Raw genomic sequence first — 18,352 nt, forward strand, 5'->3', positions numbered from 1 at the left:
GATCTGGTCCCATGTCGGTTGAAGAGATCGAGTCCGCACAAACCAAAGGTCGGTTTCAGGCCACGCGGACGCTAATAGACACGCGATTCGGAGGTCTTCCGAGACCTTTCTGGATTCTCTGGTCCGGAACGCTGATCAATCGTTTCGGGACCATGGTGATTCCCTTTCTCTCCTACTACCTGAGCGGCGGCCGGAACTTTTCCGCCACCGAGGTCGGGGCCGTGCTCGCGGTGCTCGGTGCGGGCGGGGTGGTGTCACAGCCCGTGGGCGGTGCGATCGCGGACCGGTTCGGCCGCAGGGTGGCGCTCACCGGAGGGATGCTCGTCACCGCGGCGGCGATGATCGGTCTCGGCTACGCGCGGCACACGGCGGTCATCGTCGTCCTGGCCTTCGCCCTCGGTGTCGCCATGGATCTCTTCCGGCCGGCCTCGCAGGCGATCGTCGCCGACCTGATCCCGGCGGAGCACCGGCCGCGGGCCTTCGGCATGCTGCTGTGGGCGGTCAACCTCGGCTTCTCCCTGTCGATGGCCATCGGCGGGGCACTGGCCCGGCAGGGCTTCCTGACCCTGTTCTGGATCGACGCCATGACCTGTGTGCTCTTCGGCGTGCTGGTGTGGCGGGGCGTGCCCGAACAGCGGGTCGACCGGGCCCCCGGAGCGGCCGGCGGACGCGCCACCGACGTCCTGCGGGACCGAGTGATGGTCGCCTTCGTCGTCGTCACGCTGCTCTGCGCCTTCGTGTTCATGCAGGCCCTCACGACCCTGCCTCTCGCCATGGAGCAGGACTCCCTGCCCACCTCGTCGTACGGACTCGTCATGGCCCTGAACGGGCTGACGATCGTGCTGCTCCAGCCGCTGCTCGGACACCGCCTGAGTCACCTCGATCGGACCCATGGGCTGGTGGCCGGAATGCTGTTGATGGCCGCCGGGAACGCGGTGACCGCGTGGGTCTCCTCGACTCCCGGATATGCCGCCGCCGTCGTCGTGTGGACGGTGGGCGAGGTCCTGTTGACCTCGATCGGCGCGGCAGTGGTGGCGGATCTCGCCCCCGTGGAGCTGCGTGGCCGTTACAACGGGTGGTACGGACTGGCCTGGGGTCTAGGCTCGTTCACCGCACCACTCGGTGGCACACATCTGCTGACGATCAGTGCTTCGCTTCTCTGGTACGTGTGCGCAGGCTTGTGCTGTCTGGCCGCCGTCGGCCAGTGGGCTCTGCGCGGCGCGATCCGCGCCCGGGGAGCTACCGGTGATCCCGCCGGACGTCCGGACACTGCTTGAGGAAGCGCTCTGCGGCCCACAGGAAGTGGTCGTTGGCGGCCGGGGTGCCCAGGCTGATCCGGGCGCCCTCGCCGCCGAACGCGCGGACGAGGATGCCCTCGTTCTCGCAGGCTTCGCTGAACGCGTCGGTCTGCTCCCCCGTGCGCAGCCAGACGAAGTTGGCGTACGACGGCGGCACTCGCCACCCTTGCTCCACGAGTGTGCCGAACACCCGCTCGCGCTCGGCCGACACGGCTGCGACCCGTTCCCGCATCGCCTCCTCGGACCGCAGTGACTCCACGGCCGCGTCCTGCGCGAACTGGGTCACGCCGAAGGGCACCGCCACCTTGCGCAGCGCGGTGGCGACGGGCTCGTGCGCCACGGCGTAGCCCACGCGGAGTCCGGCGAGACCGTACGCCTTCGAGAAGGTGCGCAGTACGCAGACGTTGGGCCGGTCCCGGTAGAGCTCGATGCCGTCCGGGTAGTCCGGGTCGTCGACGAACTCGATGTACGCCTCGTCGAGCACCACCAGACAGTCGGCCGGCACCCGGTCCAGGAACCGCTCCAGCTCTGCCCGGCGCACGATCGTGCCGGTGGGGTTGTTGGGATTGCACACGAAGATCAGCCGGGTCCGCTCGGTGATCGCGTCCGCCATGGCGTCGAGGTCGTGCGCCTCTCCGTCGGTCAACGGCACCTGCACAGGCCGCGCCCCCACGACGTGGGTCAGCACGGGGTACGCCTCGAAGGACCGCCAGGCGTACAGGACTTCGTCGCCGGGTTCGCAGGTGACCTGAAGAAGCTGCTGGGTCACGCCGACCGATCCGGTGCCCGTAGCGAGATGCTCCTCCGGTACGTCCAGCCGTGTGGCCAGTTCGTGGACGAGTCCGGTGCACCGCAGGTCCGGGTAGAGATTCAGCCGCTGGGCCGCCGCTGCCGCGCGCTCGATGACGCCTGGCAGAGGCGGGAAGGGGTTCTCGTTCGACGACAGTTTGTAGGTCTGTGGCGTGTTGTAGGTCTGTGGCGTGGACCGCCCTGGCCGGTACGCCGGGATGCTCCCCAGCGCAGTCCGTATTATGGGACTCGCGTCCCGTGCGGGACGTGGGTGACCCATGTGCCTCTCCCCCCAGGTTCGTGCTCTTTCATGCGCCGACGTCAACTCGCCTGGACGCACAGTCAACGATGCTTCATGGAATGCGCCGCCGAATGCAATCAAACCCTTTCATTTGGCGCATATTGAGCCTTCAATGAGTGAAACTCGATGGCGGTGACCTGCTGATATGCGGTCGCGACACGTACCTGCCACACACATGTCATGCGTCTGCACTTGTATCTGTATCTCACACGCACACTGCTTCGCCCGCGATGCGGACGCGCCGCCCGTCTGTCGGACAGTGACTTACGCAACACCGAGCAGGGGCACGCCAGTTGCAGTCCTCTTCGCGAGGATCACGCCGCGCTGACCACTCCGGTCACCGCCACCCGCCCCCGCAGCTCCTCGTACGCCGCCCGGTCGAACTCGCCCGCCGCAGGTGCCCGTACCGTCGCTGCCGACAGTGCGATCGCGCGGGCCAGGCGGTCCGGCCACGGGAGGTGCTCCACCAGGCCCGACAGCAGGCCCGCCACCGCCGAGTCGCCCGCGCCCGTCGGGTTGCCGTGGACGTGGGCGGGTGGGGCGGCGCGCCAGCGGCCCTCGGGGGTGACCGCGAGCAGGCCCTCCGGGCCGAGGGAGGCGATCACCGCGTGGGCGCCTCGGCGGCGGGCGTCCTGGGTGGCACGCAACGGCTCGTGGGAGCCGGTGAGTTCGGCCAGTTCGTCGGAGTTGGGCTTGATGATGTCGGGGCGGGCGGCCACCCCGCGGCGCAGGGGTTCTCCGCTGGTGTCCAGGAGGACGGGGACGCCGAGGGTGCGTGCCGTGCGGATCAGGCCCGCGTAGGCGCCCACCGGCACCCCCGGCGGCAGGCTGCCGGACAGGGCCACCGCCGAGGCGGAGGGCAGGAGTTCCTCGTAGCGGTCCAGGAAGGCGCCCCACTCGGTGGGGGAGATGTGGGGGCCCGGTTCGTTCAACTGGGTCGTGTCGCCGGAGAGTTCGTCGACGACGGCGATCGTGCGCCGGGTCGCCCCGGTGACCGGGACCAGGGCGTCCGTCACCCCGGGTGTCCCGGCGAGCCGGTCGCGCACCGCGCGGCCCGTGGCACCGCCGGCGAACCCGGTGACCGTCACCTCGTGGCCGAGGGCCGCGAGCACCCGGGCCACGTTCACGCCCTTGCCGCCCGGCCGTTCGATGACGTCCGAGACGCGGTGCGAAGCGTGCGGCCGCAGGGACCGTACGCGATAGGTGATGTCGAGAGCGGTGTTCAGTGTGACCGTGAGGATCACCCGGGCCGACCTCCCTCGAAGTCCGTGCGCCATCGGTTTCCGGGGGCACGATCATGCCAAAGAGACGGCGGCCGGCCCAGTGCGAGGATCGGCCGCCGTCCGGCGAAGCAGGGCACGGATCAGGGCAGTTGGGGCGTGACCACCCATTCACCCCGGCGCATCACGCCCTTGAGGTCGAAGTTCGCGTCCAGCAGGACCAGGTCCGCGTCCTTGCCGGGCTCCAGGGAGCCGATGCGGTCGAAGAGGCCCAGCAGGCGGGCCGGGTTGGCGCAGAGGGCCGCCACCGCGTCCTGGACGGGCAGGCGGTCGACGGTCACCGCCCGCTTGAAGGCGCGGTCCAGGGTGAGCGTGGAGCCCGCGATCGAGCCGCCGTGCACCAGACGGGCCACGCCCTCGCTGACCTCGACCTCCAGCGGGCCGAGCATGTAGCGGCCGTCGCCGATGCCGGCCGCGTCCATCGCGTCGGTGATGAACGCGACCCGGGAGGCGCCCGCGTGGTGGAACGCCAGCTCCAGTGCGGCGGGGTGGAGGTGGGTGCCGTCGTTGATCAGCTCGACCGTCACCCGCTCGTCCTCCAGCAGGGCGGCGATCGGGCCGGGGGAGCGGTGGCCGAGGGTGGGCATGGCGTTGAAGAGGTGGGTGGCGACGGTGGCGCCCGCGTCGATGGCCTCGACCGTCTGCTCGTAGGTGGCGTCCGTGTGGCCGATGGCGGCGATCACGCCGTGCTCCGCCAGCAGCCGTACGGAGTCGATGCCACCCGGCAGCTCGGTGGCGAGGGTGACCATCTTCGCCCGGCCGCGCGCCGCGTCGATCAGCTTGCGCACCTCGGCCGGCTCCGGGTCGCGCAGCAGCTCCTCGGAGTGGGCGCCCTTGCGGCACGGGGAGATGAACGGCCCCTCGAAGTGGATGCCGGCGATGTCGCCCTGTTCGGCCAGTTCGCTCAGCAGTCCGGCCTGCTGCACCAGCAGGTCCATCTCGTCGGTGACCGTGGAGGCGACCAGCGTGGTCGTGCCGTGCAGGCGATGGGTGCGCAGGGCGGTCAGGACGTCCTCGGCCGTACCGGAGAAGGAGGCTCCGCCGCCGCCGTGGTTGTGGATGTCCACGAAGCCGGGGACCAGCCAGTGGTTGCGGACGTCGAGGACCTCGGCGGCCGCGGGAGCTGCGCCCGTGGCCGCCGTGCCCTCGGCGCCGGCCGCCGCGGCCGTCGTGATCTTCGTGCCCTCCACGACCACACGCCCGTCGTCCGCCACCCCGCCGGGCAGCACCACCCGAGCACCTGCGAGAACCAAGCTGGGAGCCATCAGGCGGTTACCTCCGTAGGGTCCGTGGAGTCGAGGAGATCCCGGGCGAGAAGTCCCGCGCCCAGGCAGCCGGCGGTGTCGCCGAGGGCGGCGGGGACGATGGACGGCAGTTTCTGGAAGGTGACCCGCTGCCGGACGGCGTCCCGCAGTGGCTGGAACAACACTTCCCCCGCCTCGGCCAGGCCGCCACCGATGATCAGCGTGCGCGGGTCCAGCAGGGTGAGCGCGGTGACCAGCCCGTCGGCGAGCGCGTCCACCGCCTCCTGCCAGACCCGGACGGCGTTCGGGTCACCGGACGCGACGGCCTTCGCGCAGTCGGCCGCGTCCGCGTCCGGGTCCCCGCAGACCGCCGCCCACGCCTCGCTGACGGCGGACGCGGAGGCGTACCGCTCCAGGCAGCCGCGCTGCCCGCAGGGGCACGGGGTCCCGCCGGGCCGTACGACGACATGGCCGATCTCGCCGGCGAAGCCGTGCGCGCCCGCCTCCACCCGCCCGTCCACGCCGATGGCCCCGGCGATGCCGGTGCCCAGCGGCACGAACAGGAACCGGTCGGCGCCCTTGCCCGCGCCGATCCGGCCCTCGGCGAGCCCGCCGGTGCGCACGTCGTGGCCGAGCGCCACGGGCACGCCGAGCCGCTTCGCGAGCAGCTCGCGCAGGGGTACGTCCCGCCAGCCGAGGTTGGCCGCGTAGACGGCGACGCCGTGCTCCTCGTCGACGATGCCGGGGACCGCGAGGCCGGCCGCGGCGGCGGGCTCGCCGTAGCGCTCCACGCCGTACGCGCGCAGCTCGGCGGCGAAGCCGAGGATGCCCTCGACCACCGCCTCGGGCCCGCGCTCGCGACCGGTCGCCCGGCGGGCGCGGTGCAGCAGCGCGCCGTCGTCGCCGACGAGGGCCGCCTTCATCCCGGTACCGCCCACGTCCAGGGCGATGACATGTCTCACGGGGGACAGTGTGACCCCCGGACCCACAAGAGGTCTAGTCCACTCACGTGGTGTAGACCTTATGTGTCCACATATTGAACGGTCAGACAGCAGGGTTGGGGCTTTGACGGTGCTTCGGCGTACGGCAGGAACGATCGCGGTGGTGTCCGCACTGGGCATGACGGCGGTCCTCGGCGGCTGCGGGAGCACGGGGTCCTCCGACGTGACCCTCAGACTCGTCGCCGCCGACTACGGCGATTCCAAGGCGAACAGCTCGCAGAAGTACTGGGACAAGCTGGCCGACGCGTACGAGTCCCAGCACTCCGGCGTGAAGGTCGAGGTCAGCGTCTACTCCTGGAACGACGTCGACCGCAAGGTCAAGGAGATGGTCGACGCCGGACACGCCCCCGACCTGGCCCAGATCGGCGCCTACGCCGACTACGCGGCCGCGGGCAAGCTGTACCAGGCCTCCGACCTGCTCTCCATCCGCACCCAGGCCGACTTCCTCTCCCAGCTCTCCGACGCGGGCGAGTGGAAGCACGTGCAGTACGGCATCCCGTTCGCCGCCTCCACCCGGGTGCTCTTCTACAACAAGACCCTCTTCACCCAGGCCGGCATCACCCCGCCGACCACCTGGAGCGAGCTGGCCGCCGACGCGAAGGCGCTCAAGGCCAAGGGCGTGAAGTACCCCTACGCGCTGCCGCTCGGCTCCGAGGAGGCCCAGGCCGAGACCATGCAGTGGCTGCTGAGCGGCGGCAACGGCACCGGCTACACCGACGCCCTCGGCACCTACACGATCGACTCGGCGCAGAACATCCAGACCCTCACCTGGCTCAAGGACGAGCTGGTCGGCAAGGGACTGACCGGACCCGTGGCACCCGGCAGGCTCAACCGCGCGGCCGCCTTCGCCTCCTTCGCCGACGGCCAGGTCGGCATGCTCAACGGGCATCCCACGCTGATCCAGCAGGCCGCCAAGAAGGGCGTGAAGTTCGGCATGGTCCCGATGCCGGGCCGGGCCGGCAAGGCCAAGGCCTCGATGGGCGTCGCCGACTGGATGATGGGCTTCCGGCAGAACGGGCACGCCCGGCAGATCGGTGACTTCCTCGACTTCGTCTACAACGAGAAGAACGTCCTCGCCTTCTCCCGCGAGTACGGGCTGCTGCCGGTCACCGGCTCCGCGTCGGACACCATGACCCAGTCGGGCGCGGCCGCGGACAAGGACCTGCACCCCTTCCTCGACCAGCTGCCGACCTCCGAGCTGTATCCCGTCGGCAAGACCTCCTGGGCGGCGGTCAGCGCGGCCGTGAAGAAGGACATAGGCCAGGCGGTCGCCCCCGGCGGCAGCCCCATCGGCATACTGACCCGCCTCCAGTCGACGGCGACGGCGGCGGACAGCAGCGACGTGAACTGAGCCGGCTGTCCGTGGCCGGCGTTACGGTTGCCCCCATGGAACTGGGCAGCCGTGAGAAGGCCATCCTCGCGCTGGAGCGCCGGGGCTTTCCCGGCCCCGGCGCGAAGGAACGGGCGATACGCGAGGAACTGGGCCTGGCACCGGTGCGCCACTACCAGCTCCTCAACGCCCTGCTGGACGACGAGCGGGCGCTCGCGCTGGATCCGGTGACGGTGAACCGCCTGCGCCGCGTCCGCGAGGCACGCCGATCCGAGCGCTGAGCCCCAGGAGTGACCGGAGCCCGCGCTGGATACTGTCGCTGTATGGACCTTCTGCCGACTCCGGCGACCAAGGCCGGCCGGGACGGACTGCAGGCGCTGCTCGCGAAGCCCGGCTCAGCAGTGATCGGGCTGGACTTCGACGGCACGCTCGCCCCGATCGTCGAAGACCCCGAGCAGGCCCGCGCCCACCCCGACGCCGTGGCCGCCATCGCCGCGCTCGCCCCCAAGGTGGCCTCCGTCGCCGTGATCACCGGCAGGCCCGCCGGGGTCGCGGTGCGGTACGGCGGCTTCGCGGGCGTGCCCGGCCTGGAACACCTGGTCGTCCTCGGCCACTACGGCGCCGAGCGCTGGGACGCCGTGACCGGCACCGTCACCGCGCCCCCGCCCCACCCCGGCGTGGCCGCGGTCCGCGCCGAGCTGCCGGGCCTCCTGGACCGGGTCGGCGCCTGGCACGGCACCTGGATCGAGGAGAAAGGGCGCGCCGTCGCCGTCCACACCCGCCGCGCCGACGACCCCCAGGCCGCCTTCGAGGCCCTGCGCGAACCCCTCGCCGACCTCGCCGCCCGGCACGGCCTGATCGTCGAGCCCGGCCGGTTGGTCCTAGAACTACGCCCGCCGGGCACGGACAAGGGGGTCGCCTTCCTCGACCACGTCCGCGCCACCGGCGCCGAGTCCGTCCTCTACGCCGGCGACGACCTCGGCGACCTCCCCGCCTTCGCGGCCGTGGACGAACTCCGCTCCGACGGCACCCCCGGCCTGCTGGTCTGCAGCGGCAGCAGCGAGGTCACGGAACTGGCAGAACGCGCAGACGTCGTGGTGGACGGCCCGGGAGGGGTCGTGGCGCTCCTGCGAGCTCTGGCGGAACACACGCCCTAGCCGTCGAGCGCGTGCAGCTGATCCAGGAACCACTGAACGGGCGGCAGCGCCGTGGCGGCCGCGGCCAGCCTCTTCGACCGTTCCGCCCGCTCACCTCCCGGCAGGCTCAGCGCCTCGTGCAACGCCCTCGCCGTCCCCCCGATGTCGTACGGGTTCACCACGATCGCGTCCTCGCCCAGCTCCTCGTACGCCCCGGCCTCCCGGGACAGCACCAGCGCGCACCCCTCGTCGGAGACGACCGGTACCTCCTTGGCGACCAGGTTCATGCCGTCCCGGATCGGGTTGACCAGGGCGACGTCCGCGAGCCGGTACGCGGCCAGGGAGCGCGCGAAGTCGTCCTTGACGTGCAGCACGACGGGGGTCCAACCCGCGGTCCCGTACACGGAGTTGATCGTCTCCGCGACCCGCTGCACCTCCGCCGTGTAGTCGCGGTAGACGGCCAGGTCCTGCCGGGACGGATAGGCGAAGGCCACATGGACCACCCGTTCGCGCCACTCGGGGTGGTCCTCCAGCAGCTGCCGGTACGCCAGCAGGCCGCGCACGATGTTCTTGGACAGTTCGGTGCGGTCCACCCGGACGATCGTCCGGCGCCCCTCGCCGATCTCCTCCCGCAGCACGGCCATCCGCTCGGTCACGTCCGCCCGGTGCGCCCGCTCCCGCAGGAAGTCCGCGTCCGCCCCCAGCCCGTGCACCCCGATCCGGGTTCCGGACGGGATGCCGGGACCCAGCACCGTGTGACAGCAGTCGGTGAACGCGTCCGCCCACCGCCGGGTCAGGAACGCGGCCCGGTCCGCACCCAGGATGCCGCTCAGCAGCTCGGCCGCGATGTCGTCGGGCAGCAGGCGGAAGTAGTCCGGCGGGGCCCACGGGGTGTGCGAGAAATGGCCGATGCGCAGGTCGGGGCGGAGCTGCCGGAGCATCCGGGGGGCGAGGGCCAGGTGGTAGTCCTGGATGAGTACCGCGGCGCCGTCCGCCGCCTCTTCCGCCAGCGCCTCGGCGAAGGCGCGGTTGTACGCCTCGTACGACGCCCACTGCCGCCGGAACTCCGCGTCGAAGATCGGCTCCAGCGGCGTCTGGTACAGCATGTGGTGGACGAACCACAGCACCGAGTTGGCGATGCCGTTGTACGCGTCGGAGAACACGGTCGCGTCGATGCCGAGCATCCGCACCCGCTGCCCGCCGGTCTCCTCGGCCGGCAGCAGGCCGCCGCCCGCGCGCCGTACCGCCTCCCGGTCGCCGTCGCCCAGCGCGGCGCACACCCACACCGCGTCCGTGTCCGGCCCGATGGCCGACAGACCCGAGACCAGCCCGCCGCCGCCCCGTCGGGCGTGCAGCGAGCCGTTCTCGAGGACCTCGTACGAAACCGGGCCGCGATTGGACGCGACCAGCACCTCAGCACCGTGGGTGGAAGCCATACGCCTCAACCTAGCCCGGCCCCGAAACGCTCAAACGTACGGTCCGCCCCGGAAGGGGGCTGTATACAGCCGTTTTCGTGCGCCCCTCACGCCACCCGGCGCGCCGCGTACTCCGCGATCTCCGCCATCGGCGGCCGCTCCTCGGTGTCCACCGAATAGGTGCGCGGCTCGAACCCGTCCTCACCGCGCTCGAACTGGGTGAGGGAGGGCCGGACGAGGTGGCCGCGGGCGAGCCTCAGCTGGGCCGTGCGGTAGATCGCCGCGGCCATGCGGCCGAGGGCCTGCCCGTCCTGGTGGCGGTGCTTGCGCACCCCGACGTCGACCTGGGCGAGGGCGTCCAGGCCGACGAGGTGCAGGGCGTCGACCAGCATGCCCAGCTCCACGCCGTAGCCCACCGGGAACGGCAGCTGTTCCAGCAGCGAGCGGCGGGCCGCGTACTCGCCGCCCAGCGGCTGCACGAATCCGGCCAGCTGCGGCCAGTGCAGGTTCAGCAGCGGGCGGGCCACGAGTTCCGTGACCCGGCCGCCCTGTCCCACCCGTCGCCCGCCACCGCCCTTCTGCGGAGCTCCTTCGGCGTACACCTCCTCATAGCCGGCGAGCGGACGGTCGTACATCGCCTTGACCAGGTCGACGCCCGGTTCGGTGAGCAGCGGGCCGACGATCCCGGAGACGAAGTCGGAGGAGAAGTCCTTCAGGTCGGCGTCGATGAAACAGATGATGTCGCCGCTGGTCACCAGCAGGGAGCGCCACAGCACCTCGCCCTTGCCGGGGACGGCCGGGATGCGCGGGAGGATGTCGTCGCGGTGGACGACCCGCGCGCCCGCGGCGGCGGCGACCATAGAGGTGCGGTCGGTGGACCCGGAGTCGACGACGACGATCTCGTCGACCAGTGGGACCTGCTGCATGAGGTCGTGGCGGATGACCGCGACGATGTCGCCGACGGTCTCCTCCTCGTTCAGCGCGGGCAGGACGACGGAGACGGACTGACCCGTGCGCTGCTTGGCGGCGAGTATCCGGTGGAGCGGACGGTCGGTCGCGGACCAGGAGCGGGTGGTCAGCCAGTGTTCGACTTCTTCCAGCACGGTCTGCGGCTCCTCACTGTCGTGATCACAGGGGGTGACCGTGTGATCCATCTCGCGGTTCGGACGACTATCTCAACTGTCCTGGCCTTCGGTTACAGTCTTGAACAACGCCGATGACCATCGCATGTCGAGGGGTCAAGACGCGTTGACAACCGAATACCGCTCATCCAGAGGGGCAGAGGGATACGGCCCGTTGAAGCCCCGGCAACCCTCCAGCCGGTCTTGTCACGTTGACGTGGCGAGGCTCCCGGCTAGGGAAGGTGCCAAATCCGTCTCACGGCGAGATGCGTCGTGAGGAAGATGAGGAGAAAGGGCCTCGCCTCCATGGCTGTGCAGACAGTTGCAAGCACCAGCAATCCCGCCGTCGACCTCGGTCCCGCCGCAGCCCTGAGCTGTCGCGAGTGCGGCCACCGGGTTCCCCTCGGGCCCGTGTTCGCCTGCGAGGAGTGTTTCGGCCCGCTGGAGATCGCGTACGACTTCTCCGCCTACGACGCCGAAGAGCTGCGTAAGCGCATCGAGGCCGGTCCCGCGAACATCTGGCGTTACGCGCCGCTGCTGCCCGTCCCCGCCGACGTGGCCGGCAAGCCCAACATCAACCCGGGCTGGACCCAGCTCGTCAAGGCCGACAACCTGGCGCGCGAGCTGGGCGTCACCGGCGGGCTGTACGTGAAGGACGACTCCGGCAACCCGACGCACTCCTTCAAGGACCGGGTGGTGGCCCAGGCACTGGAGGCCGCGCGCGCCTTCGGCTTCACCACGCTCTCCTGCTCCTCGACCGGCAACCTGGCCGGCGCCGTCGGCGCCGCCGCGGCCCGCGCCGGCTTCCGCTCCTGCGTGTTCATCCCGCACGACCTGGAGCAGGGCAAGGTCGTCATGGCCGCGGTGTACGGCGGGGAACTGGTCGGCATCCAGGGCAACTACGACGACGTGAACCGTTTCTGCTCCGAGCTGATCGGTGACCCGGCCGGCGAGGGCTGGGGCTTCGTCAACGTCAACCTGCGGCCGTACTACGCGGAGGGCTCCAAGACCCTGGCGTACGAGATCTGCGAGCAGCTCGGCTGGCGGCTGCCGGACCAGATCGTGGTCCCGATCGCCTCCGGCTCCCAGCTGACGAAGATCGACAAGGGGCTGCAGGAGCTGATCAAGCTCGGGCTCGTCGAGGACCGGCCCTACAAGATCTTCGGCGCGCAGGCCGAGGGCTGCTCGCCGGTGTCGACGGCCTTCAAGGCCGGCCACGACGTGGTCCGCCCGCAGAAGCCGAACACCATCGCCAAGTCCCTCGCCATCGGCAACCCGGCCGACGGCCCGTACGTCCTCGACATCGCCCGGCGTACCGGCGGTGCGGTGGAGGACGTGACCGACGAGCAGGTCGTGGACGCGATCAAGCTGCTGGCCCGGACCGAGGGCATCTTCGCGGAGACCGCCGGCGGAGTGACTGTCGGCGTGGCGAAGAAGCTCATCGAGAACGGTGTCCTGGACCCGTCGCTCACCACGGTCGTCCTCAACACCGGCGACGGCCTCAAGACGCTGGACGCGGTGGCCGGCACCGGCCTCACCGCCACCATCCGCCCGACCCTGGACTCCTTCCGAGAGGCTGGCCTCGCATGAGCGTGACCGTTCGCATCCCCACCATCCTGCGCACCTACACCGGCGGACAGGCCGAGGTCGCCGCCGACGGCGCGACCCTCGCCGAGGTCATCGAGGACCTGGAGAAGAACCACACCGGGATCGCCGCCCGGGTGCTGGACGACCAGGGCAAGCTGCGCCGCTTCGTCAATGTGTACGTCAACGACGACGACGTCCGCTTCGAGCAGGGCCTGGAGACCGCGACCCCGGAAGGTGCCGGTGTCTCCATCATTCCGGCCGTCGCCGGCGGCTGACAGAATGACCGATCATTACCTTCGGTAACCCAGGTTACCGATTGTTCAACAGATTGCCCCCTCCGTGAGAGAAGCGGAGGGGGCAATTCTGTGTGATTGAGCGCGGTACAGTTGGGGAACGCGTTCCGGGTCTGCGGGTCGTAGACCTCGGAATCATGTCGTACGCCCGATAAGAAGTAGCCAAAGTGCACGGGTTGTATGCGGCTTTTGCGCCTTTTGTGTAGCCCGACTTGCCCTGAATTCGCACGAATTCTCGGCAGATTCCGGACCGGGCTCGTCCAGAATTCTCGTCCGATTGACCTGTTGCAGACGGCAGTTGGACAGATACATTCAGCCGCGGTCGACGCGTTCCGGCGCACGCCCCCGACCAATGGGGGGTGAGGTCTGACCCGGGTCCGCGAAGTGTGGATCTGTGCAAGGGCCAGTAATAGGGGAGTTAGGCATGGCTCAGGGCACCGTCAAGTGGTTCAACGCGGAGAAGGGGTACGGCTTCATCGCGGTCGACGGTGGTGCGGACGTCTTCGTCCACTACAGCGCCATTCAGATGGACGGCTACCGCACCCTGGAAGAGGGCCAGCGGGTGGAGTTCGAGATCTCGCAGGGCCAGAAGGGCCCGCAGGCCGACATGGTTCGCCTCAGCGCCTGAACGTTTCTTGTTGCCGAAGGGCCCGCACCCCGTCACCGGGGCGTGGGCCCTTCGTCCCGTTCGCCCCAGGCTGTTCCTCGAAGGCGCTTGCACTCGACCATGCCGAGTGCTAATCATTGGCGTTAGCACTCTGAAGGTGAGAGTGACAAAGAAGGACCGGGTCGGTGAGGCCCGCAGGCCAGGTGGGGCAAGGAACCACAGGTCGGCGAGCCGTCCGTCGCGGGCGCGGGCGCGGTCCGAAGGAATCACCCCCAGTCCTGGAGGGACCACTTCACATGGCCAAGATCATCGCGTTCGACGAGGAGGCGCGGCGCGGCCTCGAGCGCGGCATGAACCAGCTCGCGGACGCCGTGAAGGTGACGCTCGGCCCCAAGGGCCGCAACGTCGTCCTCGAGAAGAAGTGGGGCGCCCCCACGATCACCAACGACGGTGTCTCCATCGCCAAGGAGATCGAGCTCGAGGACCCGTACGAGAAGATCGGCGCCGAGCTGGTCAAGGAAGTCGCCAAGAAGACGGACGACGTCGCCGGTGACGGTACGACCACCGCGACCGTGCTCGCCCAGGCCCTCGTCAAGGAAGGCCTGCGCAACGTCGCCGCCGGTGCCAACCCGATGGCCCTGAAGCGCGGTATCGAGAAGGCCGTCGAGGCCGTCTCCGCCGCCCTGCTGGAGCAGGCGAAGGACGTCGAGACCAAGGAGCAGATCGCCTCCACGGCGTCCATCTCCGCCGCCGACACCCAGATCGGCGAGCTGATCGCCGAGGCCATGGACAAGGTCGGCAAGGAAGGCGTCATCACCGTCGAGGAGAGCAACACCTTCGGTCTGGAGCTCGAGCTCACCGAGGGCATGCGCTTCGACAAGGGTTACATCTCCGCCTACTTCGCCACCGACATGGAGCGGATGGAGGCGTCCCTCGAGGACCCGTACATCCTCATCGCCAACTCCAAGATCGGCTCGGTCAAGGACCTGCTCCCGCTGCTGGAGAAGGTCATGCAGTCGGGCAAGCCGCTGCTGATCATCGCCGAGGACGTCGAGGGCGAGGCCCTGTCGACCCTGGTCGTCAACAAGATCCGCGGCACCTTCAAGTCCGTCGCCGTCAAGGCCCCGGGCTTCGGTGACCGCCGCAAGGCCATGCTCGGCGACATCGCCATCCTCACGGGCGGCGAGGTCATCTCCGAGGAGGTCGGCCTCAAGCTGGAGAACGCGACCCTGGACCTCCTGGGCCGCGCCCGCAAGGTCGTCATCACCAAGGACGAGACCACCATCGTCGACGGCGCCGGCTCCTCGGAGCAGGTGGGCGGCCGGGTCAACCAGATCCGCGCCGAGATCGAGAACAGCGACTCGGACTACGACCGCGAGAAGCTGCAGGAGCGCCTGGCGAAGCTCGCCGGCGGTGTCGCGGTCATCAAGGCCGGTGCCGCCACCGAGGTGGAGCTCAAGGAGCGCAAGCACCGCATCGAGGACGCCGTCCGCAACGCGAAGGCCGCCGTCGAGGAGGGCATCGTCGCCGGTGGTGGCGTGGCCCTGCTGCAGGCCTCCTCGGTCTTCGAGAAGCTGGACCTGGAGGGTGACGAGGCGACCGGCGCCAACGCCGTGAAGCTCGCGCTCGAGGCCCCGCTGAAGCAGATCGCCGTCAACGGTGGTCTCGAGGGTGGCGTCGTCGTGGAGAAGGTGCGCAACCTGGCCGTCGGCCACGGTCTGAACGCCGCCACCGGCGAGTACGTCGACATGATCGCCGAGGGCATCATCGACCCGGCGAAGGTGACGCGCTCTGCCCTGCAGAACGCCGCCTCCATCGCCGCGCTGTTCCTCACCACCGAGGCCGTCATCGCCGACAAGCCGGAGAAGGCCGCCGCGGCCGCTCCGGGCGGCATGCCGGGCGGTGACATGGACTTCTGATCGACCTGACGGTTGATCGCCTGTCCTTCGGACCGAGGGCGGTGCTTCCAGCTTCTGGCTGGGGGTGCCGCCCTCGGGCGCTTCGTGAGGCTCAGTCGGCGTAGTCCTTGAGTTCCTGTGTGTCGAGGATGACGTCGACGGGGGAGGGGAGCACGACGGTGGCTCCCCAGGGGTAGGACGGGGACCGCTGATAGCGGCCGTTCTTCGGCTCGCTGTACACGACGACTGTGCTGTTGTCGCGGTCGATGAGGAGATAGACGGGGATGCCGACCGCCGCATAGCCGACGGGCTTGTCGACGCGGTCACGTTGGTGCGTGTCCCTGTCGTGGGAGGTGATCTCTACGGCCATGAAAATGCCGTCGGAGCCCGACCACTCGCCGTGTCCCGTGAAGTGGCCCTTGGGAGCGACGGCCGCATCCGTGCGGGCGCGGCCCTTGCGATACGCCTCGGTCCTCACACCAGACTCGCCGTAGACACGGAGCTCAGGGCGGTGCTGCATGCATTGCTCCTGCAGCCAGACCAGGATCTCCCGGTGGTTGCCGTCCGGCATCGCCTTGACCTCTAGTTTTCCGTTGATGTACTCGAGGCGGACGGTCTCCGGCGCCCGGCGCTCCAGCTCCTCGAAGTCTTCGACGCTGAGCGGGTCCTTGGTGCGGACCCGCCCGTCGACGAATTCGAGGTGCACGTTCTCCGGGGCCGCGCCGGCGAGTTCCTCGAAGTCCTCGGCGGACATCTGCGGGCGTTCAGCGGTGCTGGGGGTCATGGCTTCGCCTCCTCTCCCCCATCGTGCCCCGGGATGGTGTCGTCGGACCGTAGGAGCGGTCATGCGGGTGTCCTCTCTCGTCGTCGTAGGGACATCGCAGCCCGGATCTCGCCCACGCGGGCATGGACTGCGGGAGCGGGCAGAGGCGTGCGGGGGTGCGCGGGAGCGCGTTCGCCCCGGCAGCCGCCGCACAAGCCCCCCGGCAGTGCTTCCGGGCGCCCCGGTACTCCGCACTCCGCGCACTCCAGGACCCGGCGGGGCGGGCACGGGGCGGGTGGTTCCGGCGGGAGTTTGTCGGTCAGGCGTCGGCGGAGCAGGGCCGCCGGACTATGGACGGGCGTGGGCAGGCCTGCGGTCAGCGCGGCCAGGAGGGTCTTCTCGGTGGCCCCGCGTGCGAACCACTCCTCCGCCAGCGGGGCGAGCGCGGCGCAGTCGGCGGCGGAGAGGGACAGCACCGGGGCCGTACGACCCAGGGCGGCGAGGAGGATGTGGGCGCGGGAGCGGGTGGGGCGGGGCCGTTCGGGTGGGTCCTCCGGTACGTCGCCGCGCGTGAAGGCTGCCCACCAGGTGTCGTCACGCGCGGTACGGGTCCACCACGATCGGGTGATCCAGCGCGAGCCGCCGCCTTCCGTCTCCAGCCGCTCCCTACCTCGCCGTAAGTGCCCGGCTGCCTGGAGGCGGTTGAGGGCTGTGCGGAGTGCGCACTGACCGTACGGGAGCTGTTTGGCCAGCGTCTTCACGGAGATGTCGGCGCCGTCGGGGAGGCGGTCGAGGTACGCGGCGATGGCGGCTTCGCGGGCGGGTAAGTGCGCGAAGTCGTGGTTGGTACGGGGGAGTTGGTCCGGTGCGGAGCGCTTGCCGTAACCCGGATTGGCCATCGGGTGCGGGGTCGCGTGCGCGGGCAGGGGGGCAGCACTAAAGTTGGCTTCAGCCACGGGATCGGGTCCTCGTCCGGTCTCGTTGGTCAAGCCCCCGCAGGTGTTGGCGCACCTGGCGGGGGCTGTTCGTTATGCGGGACGTTAGAGGTCCGTGACTGTCTGTCGCAAGTCGGTCGCGGCAAGTCAACTCGCGGGGTGGGAGGGTGGGTTGAACCCTCCACCCATTCCATGCAAAGAGGGCTCGGGGCTCGGTGCCCGAGGCTCAAGCGCCGAGGCTTCTGAGGTTTCCGACGAACGCCGACCAGGCCTCCGCCCGGAACACGAGCTTCGGGCCGTGGGGGGCCTTGGAGTCGCGGACGGGGACGAGGGTGGGGTGGCCGCCGGCGACTTCCAGGCAGTCGTTGCCACCGCCGCCCCCGCTGTAGCTCGACTTGTGCCAAACGGCCGTGTTCAGGTCGCAGTCAGGGATGTTCCTCATGGGCGTAATCCTCCGCCAACGCCTCTATCAGGGCCAGGGACTTCTCTTGTGAGAGTGCAGAGGCCACGAGGAGGTCGAAGGTGAACCTCACCTGGGCGACGGTGGCAGGGTCGTCCTCCAGTCGCCAACTGTGCACCCCCTCGAAATGCACCTGCGGAGGGGCGTCCTCGTACTCCATTAGCTTGAGGCAACCCTGCATCGCCGAGTGCGCGCCCGCGCTGAGCGGCTGCACCTGCACGATGACCCGGTTCCGGCGGGCCAGGCCGACGATGTGGCGCAGGGCTTCCGCCATCACCGCCCGGCCACCGGTCAGCCGGCGCAAGGCCGCCTCGTCAAGCACGGTCCACAACAGCGGCTTTGTTGGGTGGTCGAGCAGGCGGGTTCGCTCCATCCGGCCGGTCACCCACTCATCGATAGTCTCCTCCGGCGTCGTCGGGTCGTACGCGCGGTTCACGGCCCGTGCGTACGCGGCTGTCTGCAGTAGCCCGGGGATCAGGAGCGGGGCGTATTGCCTGATCGCAGTGGCTGGAGCCTCCGACTCCGACACCACCTCGTAGGGCACCGGATACTTCGACTTTGCCGCCGCCTTGCAGTTCCGCGTGAAGAAGCCCCCCGTCTCCAGGACCTCATCCAGCATCCGCGCGAACTCCTGCTGCATCCGCCGAGTCCCCGCCTCCAGCTGCCCGATGAACGAACCGCTCACGAACAGCCGTTGGCCCAGTTCTTCCTGGCTCAGGCCGGCCTTCTCGCGTGCGTGCCGGAGTTCCGCTCCCAGTAGGGCGCGCGGTGACGACGACGGGTCCAGATCCTTCGGTCCTGCCATGTGCCTCTCCCGGTCCGACAGACGAGGTTGTTGGGGCGCCGTGTCTGGCCAGGTTAGAGGCGTGGTGGCCACGCTGTGTGGTGAACGCG

18 protein-coding genes and 1 riboswitch are annotated in these 18,352 nt (G+C 69.9%); of the genes, 8 read left to right on the forward strand and 10 right to left on the reverse strand.

Annotation, left to right across the window (positions count from 1 at the left end; genetic code table 11):
- The first annotated feature begins 11 nt into the window (after window positions 1–11).
- On the forward strand, window positions 12–1,277 hold the full coding sequence (locus ABZ471_RS03285; protein WP_359061854.1) for an MFS transporter: 1,266 nt from the start codon (window positions 12–14) through the stop codon (window positions 1,275–1,277).
- Here the strand turns inward: ABZ471_RS03285 and hisC are convergent.
- The 4 genes from hisC to ABZ471_RS03305 form a co-directional block, all read right to left on the reverse strand.
- Complete coding sequence (gene hisC / locus ABZ471_RS03290; protein ID WP_359061856.1) at window positions 1,240–2,367, reverse strand: histidinol-phosphate transaminase; 1,128 nt, start codon at window positions 2,365–2,367, stop codon at window positions 1,240–1,242. The genes ABZ471_RS03285 and hisC overlap by 38 nt on opposite strands.
- 335 nt (window positions 2,368–2,702) lie before the next feature.
- Window positions 2,703–3,632, reverse strand: coding sequence for a 1-phosphofructokinase family hexose kinase (locus ABZ471_RS03295; RefSeq protein WP_359061858.1), 930 nt, complete (start codon window positions 3,630–3,632; stop codon window positions 2,703–2,705).
- 119 nt (window positions 3,633–3,751) lie between these two features.
- On the reverse strand, window positions 3,752–4,933 hold the full coding sequence (gene nagA / locus ABZ471_RS03300) for an N-acetylglucosamine-6-phosphate deacetylase (protein WP_359061860.1): 1,182 nt from the start codon (window positions 4,931–4,933) through the stop codon (window positions 3,752–3,754).
- Entirely contained in the window at window positions 4,933–5,874 is a 942-nt protein-coding gene (locus tag ABZ471_RS03305; RefSeq protein ID WP_359061862.1) for an ROK family protein, read from the reverse strand. The genes nagA and ABZ471_RS03305 overlap by 1 nt, the downstream gene beginning before the upstream one ends.
- Before the next feature lie 139 nt (window positions 5,875–6,013).
- Between ABZ471_RS03305 and ABZ471_RS03310 the strand changes: the two genes are divergently transcribed.
- The 3 genes from ABZ471_RS03310 to otsB are packed head-to-tail and all read left to right on the forward strand — an operon-like array spanning window position 6,014 to window position 8,400.
- Window positions 6,014–7,264, forward strand: a complete 1,251-nt coding sequence (locus ABZ471_RS03310; RefSeq protein WP_359062269.1) for an extracellular solute-binding protein — start codon at window positions 6,014–6,016, stop codon at window positions 7,262–7,264.
- Window positions 7,265–7,299: 35 nt separating this feature from the next.
- Window positions 7,300–7,524 (forward strand): DUF3263 domain-containing protein, encoded by a 225-nt coding sequence (locus ABZ471_RS03315; protein WP_359061864.1) that lies wholly within the window; start codon window positions 7,300–7,302, stop codon window positions 7,522–7,524.
- A 42-nt stretch (window positions 7,525–7,566) separates the two neighbouring features.
- Window positions 7,567–8,400, forward strand: a complete 834-nt coding sequence (otsB, locus tag ABZ471_RS03320; protein ID WP_359061866.1) for a trehalose-phosphatase — start codon at window positions 7,567–7,569, stop codon at window positions 8,398–8,400.
- On the opposite strand, the gene ABZ471_RS03325 is transcribed toward otsB, so the two are convergent.
- Window positions 8,397–9,815, reverse strand: a complete 1,419-nt coding sequence (locus tag ABZ471_RS03325) for a trehalose-6-phosphate synthase (RefSeq protein ID WP_359061868.1) — start codon at window positions 9,813–9,815, stop codon at window positions 8,397–8,399. The genes otsB and ABZ471_RS03325 overlap by 4 nt on opposite strands.
- Window positions 9,816–9,901: 86 nt before the next feature.
- Complete coding sequence (locus ABZ471_RS03330; protein ID WP_359061870.1) at window positions 9,902–10,897, reverse strand: glucosyl-3-phosphoglycerate synthase; 996 nt, start codon at window positions 10,895–10,897, stop codon at window positions 9,902–9,904.
- Between the two features lie 160 nt (window positions 10,898–11,057).
- Window positions 11,058–11,204, forward strand: a riboswitch (SAM riboswitch).
- 17 nt (window positions 11,205–11,221) lie between these two features.
- On the opposite strand from ABZ471_RS03330, the gene thrC reads away from it, so the two are divergent.
- The 4 genes from thrC to groL all read left to right on the forward strand — a co-directional run bounded on the left by thrC (window position 11,222) and on the right by groL (window position 15,321).
- Window positions 11,222–12,505, forward strand: coding sequence for a threonine synthase (thrC, locus tag ABZ471_RS03335; protein WP_359061872.1), 1,284 nt, complete (start codon window positions 11,222–11,224; stop codon window positions 12,503–12,505).
- Window positions 12,502–12,777, forward strand: a complete 276-nt coding sequence (locus ABZ471_RS03340; protein ID WP_359061874.1) for a MoaD/ThiS family protein — start codon at window positions 12,502–12,504, stop codon at window positions 12,775–12,777. Before thrC ends, ABZ471_RS03340 begins: the two co-directional genes overlap by 4 nt.
- 442 nt (window positions 12,778–13,219) lie before the next feature.
- Complete coding sequence (locus tag ABZ471_RS03345) at window positions 13,220–13,423, forward strand: cold-shock protein (RefSeq protein WP_004929928.1); 204 nt, start codon at window positions 13,220–13,222, stop codon at window positions 13,421–13,423.
- Window positions 13,424–13,698: 275 nt separating this feature from the next.
- Window positions 13,699–15,321, forward strand: coding sequence for a chaperonin GroEL (groL, locus tag ABZ471_RS03350; RefSeq protein ID WP_053657970.1), 1,623 nt, complete (start codon window positions 13,699–13,701; stop codon window positions 15,319–15,321).
- Between the two features lie 91 nt (window positions 15,322–15,412).
- Here the strand turns inward: groL and ABZ471_RS03355 are convergent, their stop codons facing one another.
- The 4 genes from ABZ471_RS03355 to ABZ471_RS03370 all read right to left on the reverse strand — a co-directional run bounded on the left by ABZ471_RS03355 (window position 15,413) and on the right by ABZ471_RS03370 (window position 18,263).
- On the reverse strand, window positions 15,413–16,084 hold the full coding sequence (locus ABZ471_RS03355; RefSeq protein ID WP_359061876.1) for a Uma2 family endonuclease: 672 nt from the start codon (window positions 16,082–16,084) through the stop codon (window positions 15,413–15,415).
- Window positions 16,085–16,143: 59 nt separating this feature from the next.
- Complete coding sequence (locus ABZ471_RS03360) at window positions 16,144–16,962, reverse strand: hypothetical protein (RefSeq protein WP_359062271.1); 819 nt, start codon at window positions 16,960–16,962, stop codon at window positions 16,144–16,146.
- A 262-nt stretch (window positions 16,963–17,224) separates the two neighbouring features.
- On the reverse strand, window positions 17,225–17,440 hold the full coding sequence (locus tag ABZ471_RS03365) for a DUF397 domain-containing protein (protein WP_359061878.1): 216 nt from the start codon (window positions 17,438–17,440) through the stop codon (window positions 17,225–17,227).
- Entirely contained in the window at window positions 17,424–18,263 is an 840-nt protein-coding gene (locus ABZ471_RS03370) for a helix-turn-helix transcriptional regulator (protein ID WP_359061880.1), read from the reverse strand. The genes ABZ471_RS03365 and ABZ471_RS03370 overlap by 17 nt, the downstream gene beginning before the upstream one ends.
- Window positions 18,264–18,352: the final 89 nt, after the last annotated feature.

It is taken from the genome of Streptomyces sp. NPDC005728, assembly GCF_040630895.1.
In the GTDB taxonomy this organism is placed as follows: domain Bacteria; phylum Actinomycetota; class Actinomycetes; order Streptomycetales; family Streptomycetaceae; genus Streptomyces.